The 3,798-nt window shown below is 36.3% G+C and carries 1 protein-coding gene; it reads right to left on the reverse strand.

The window, feature by feature from the left end:
* The coding region (locus tag CQA66_RS08970) for a type IIG restriction enzyme/methyltransferase (RefSeq protein ID WP_425323577.1) at positions 1-3,665 on the reverse strand (3,665 nt) is incomplete at its 3' end.
* Positions 3,666-3,798: the final 133 nt, after the last annotated feature.

A 3,798-nucleotide genomic window follows, 5' to 3' on the forward strand; every position in this document is an offset into this window, starting at 1 on the left:
TCTCTTTTAGAGCCCCTTGATTCTTTGCCTAGAGATTCTTCACCTGCTAATGCAGGTTCAGAATGACAATCAGAATCTTGTTTGTCATGTTGAGCTTTCATAGAAAGCGAAACATCTCTTTGACAAGATTCCTTGATTGTGAGAATCTCATCAACTAAAGCAATAATTCTATCTACGATTTTTTGGTTTGATTTGGTAATTTCTATAAGGGGGATATTAAGCAAAGGCTCTTTGTCAATTTGATAATGATTGCCTTGCATTTTGCCCTTATGTCTCAACCAAAAAGCTATAAGTTTTGAATTAAACAAGCCTGTTAGAAATTTGAGATTAATCCTATCAGTTTTGATAATAAAAAATGTAGAAGTTACATAACAATCAAAATCTACATAAGTAAAAATTGGTTTATTAGGACATTTTCTTAATGATACAATACTTGGAGTTTTGTTAAAAAAATGTTCTTGTTTTGCTCTATGTAAGCCATAGGGCTTATTATCGGAAGTGATAACATCTCTAAATTTGTCCAAATGCTTTTTTAAATTGGGATATTTATCCATAGAATTGGGATTTTTAAAACTTGAATCGGTATAAATAACCCATTCACTATTGTTTGGATTAGCATAGAATCTAAAAAGTTCATTACTTGTATAAAGTGGTTTTATAAGTTTTAACTCGTCTTTAGTTAAATGTAAACTCTCGAGTTCTTTTGTCGAAATTTGAAAAATTCCTGCCCCAATTTCATAGTTTACTAGCCCCATTTTCTTTTTAACTTTATCGGTTAGTCCTATGCCAATTTGTGCTTCATTATCTTTTAAAAACATTTTTCCATTTTGCAAAATTTTATTCAGCACTTCCTCTTGTTGAGAATCTGCAAAAGTCAAAGATTTATCAAGCATTTGGCTTGGTGTAATGCTAGGCTCTAAATAGATATTATCCTTAAAAGATTCTCTTTTCAAAATTGCGTCCCTATGTTTATCTGTGGGTTTTTTAGAATCTATCCTTGCGTAGTGGATTTGATAATTTTGAGGGATAGAATCTAGCTTTTGAAATTCCATAATCATTGTTTGGATACTTGCAGAATCAAAACACATATACGAGCCAAAATCTACAAGATTTAAGATTTGTGATTCTTTTAAAATCACATTTCTAAGGTTTTTCGCCCCTGCATTGGTTGTCCAATTATTCGTAGCGATAAAAGTTACAATGCCTTGATTTTTAACAATGTCAAATCCTCGCCCTACAAAATGATACCAAATATCCATTTTGCCCTGATAGGTTCTTAAGTGTCTCGTGCCATCAAAAAGTTTCTTATTATCTGGCTCTTTAATATATGGCGGATTGCCAATCACCAAATCAAAGCCTAGAAAATCTCCATTGTTATCAAGCACTTCAGGGAATGCAAATCGCCATTCAAAGGCGTTTTTGTATTCTGCACCGCTTAGGGCAAGGGTTAGCTTTTTGCGCAAAGCTTGGATTTTGCCATAGGATTGCAATGCCCTCTCTTGCTCTTCCTCGCTCAATGTTGGAGTGCCAAAGAGATTGAATTGCAAAGAGCCTAAGCCCTCAAGCAAGGCTTTATCATCAAGCAAATAATCGTTAAATTGTTTGATATGCGATTCTATCGCTTTTTCTAGCTCTCTTTTGGTCTTTGGGTCTTTGAGGGTTAGGGTAAAAGTCTGCTTGATAGCTTCAATTTGTGCTTCAATCTCTGCTTTGGAGATTTTCATCAAGTTTTGGTCAGCATTTTTATAGTCAAAAACAAGCTTTTTGTATTGCTGTATTTGAAAATTAATATTTGGAATGGCTTTTAGCGAGTCATCAAGGCTAAAGCGAGAGATGAGGCTATTCCCACATTTGATATTAATATCAATATTAGGCAGTGTCTCTAGCCTTTTGTTTGGAATGTCTTTATAATAGCTGTATTTAAGCAGCTCAATCCAGAGGCGAAGTTTTGTAATCTCACACGAGTTTGGGTTAATATCCACACCAAAGAGGCAGGATTCGATGAGCTTGCGTTTGGCAAAGAATAATGCCCTTTGAATCTTGTGGGATTCGATGTTTTCGTGTGCGGGCAGGGTATAGGTAAAAAGTGCATTGTGAGAATCTCTAATCACGATTTCATCTCGTAAAATCTCTAGGGTGATGTCTTTAATCCTTTGATAGGTTTCATCACACAAAATGCCAAGTTTGAACTTTAGCAAAATCAGCTCATTAAGTGCCGAAACAAGGAAATGCCCACTGCCCACAGCAGGGTCGCAGATATGGATAGAATCAAAAACCTCATTTGCCTTTTTGTAGCCTTCTTGGTTGTCTGTGAGTTTGTCGATTTTGTTTTTGAGTTCCTCGAGATTGTGGCAATCCCAATTTTGCGATTCATTAAACTTTTGTAGCACAACTCTTTCTAGGCTCTGCTTACACATATAGCGCGTGATAAAGCTTGGGGTATAAAAGCTGCCCTCTTTATAGCCATTGAGCTTTTCAAAAACAAGCCCAAGAACTGCGGAGTTAATGAGTTTGTCGAAGTTTATTTTTGTATGGTTTTCTATGTCTCCTGCGGTGGTCGTGAAGTCGTAGGTATGCAAAAACGCAAAGAGATATTCTAAAAGCGGCAAGGTGGAATCTTTAGCTTTATCATTTAATTGCAAGGATTGGCAAAAGTTTTTGTCTTTATAGAGAATGGAATCAGCATAGAGCATTAGGGGCTTGGATTGAAGGAGCTTTATCTCTTTGCCCTCCCTCTCAAGGGGTGTTTTCTCAAAAAGGCTAGAGTTGAGATAGGGGATAGATTCTAGGGCTTTGGGGAGATTTTTATCTCTACTCTCCTCTATCTTTGCTAGGATATCAAAAAAGAGGGTATTTAGGGCTTGAAAGTCTTTGAGAGCTTCTAAACCTAAAAAGGGCTTTTGAATATGATTGAAGCTTAGAAGCATAGATTCTAAAAGGCGCAAAAACAATAATCGATTATTCCAAGTGGTGAGCAAAGAAAAGAGAATCTCAAAGTCTTTGTCTCTATTTAGCCCAAATGCGGAACATATAGAATCAAGAAATGTATTTTGCGTCTGGCTAGGGAGAATGAGGATTTTGCCACCCTGTGAGATTTCTTCTAGCCCCAAAATATGGAGCAATTCATTATAAAAGTCTTGGTTTAGGGTGTTTGCGTCAAGATAGGTTTTGCGTTTGAGTAATACTTGGGGGCTTAAGATTTGGTAAAGGAGAGGGAGAATGGTTTGTTTGTCGTATTGAGCATTTGTAGAAATCTCTCTTTTGTTAGGTGGTATCTTGTCATGTTGAGGCAAAGCCGAAACATCTCTTTTGGATTGTTGAGATTCTTCGCTTCGTTCAGAATGACAAGAGGGGGAGTTAGTTTGACAATCCTCAAGGCGAAAATGCGTATATTTTAGCTCCATATCAAGACTAGGCAAGAGATTCTTAACTTCCTCATAGAATCTCTTCGTGCTTGCGTCATTGCCCTCTTTGTTTTCACAATTTTTAAAGGCTTTTAAGATAAGCTTGTCTTTGGCAAAAGCTACATATTCACTTGCATCAACGCAATAGAAATCTTGTGTATTGGTAAGGATAATAAAAGAAATATTATTGTTTTTGTGGGTAAGAAATTCGCGCAAAAAATAGAGAATTGATTCATAAAAGGCTTTGGATTCTAGGCTTATATTTTCTCTTACCTCTTTAGCGTTTTCATCTAGGGTATTTTCTCTCCCCCCCCCCTTTCAATTCCTCTTTCTTCTTTACCTCTTTTTTTCCCATAGCACTTCTTTTACTGCAACTTCCCACTTTTTCAAACAT

It is taken from the genome of Helicobacter aurati, from assembly GCF_003364265.1.
GTDB classification, from domain to species: Bacteria; Campylobacterota; Campylobacteria; order Campylobacterales; family Helicobacteraceae; genus Helicobacter_A; species Helicobacter_A aurati.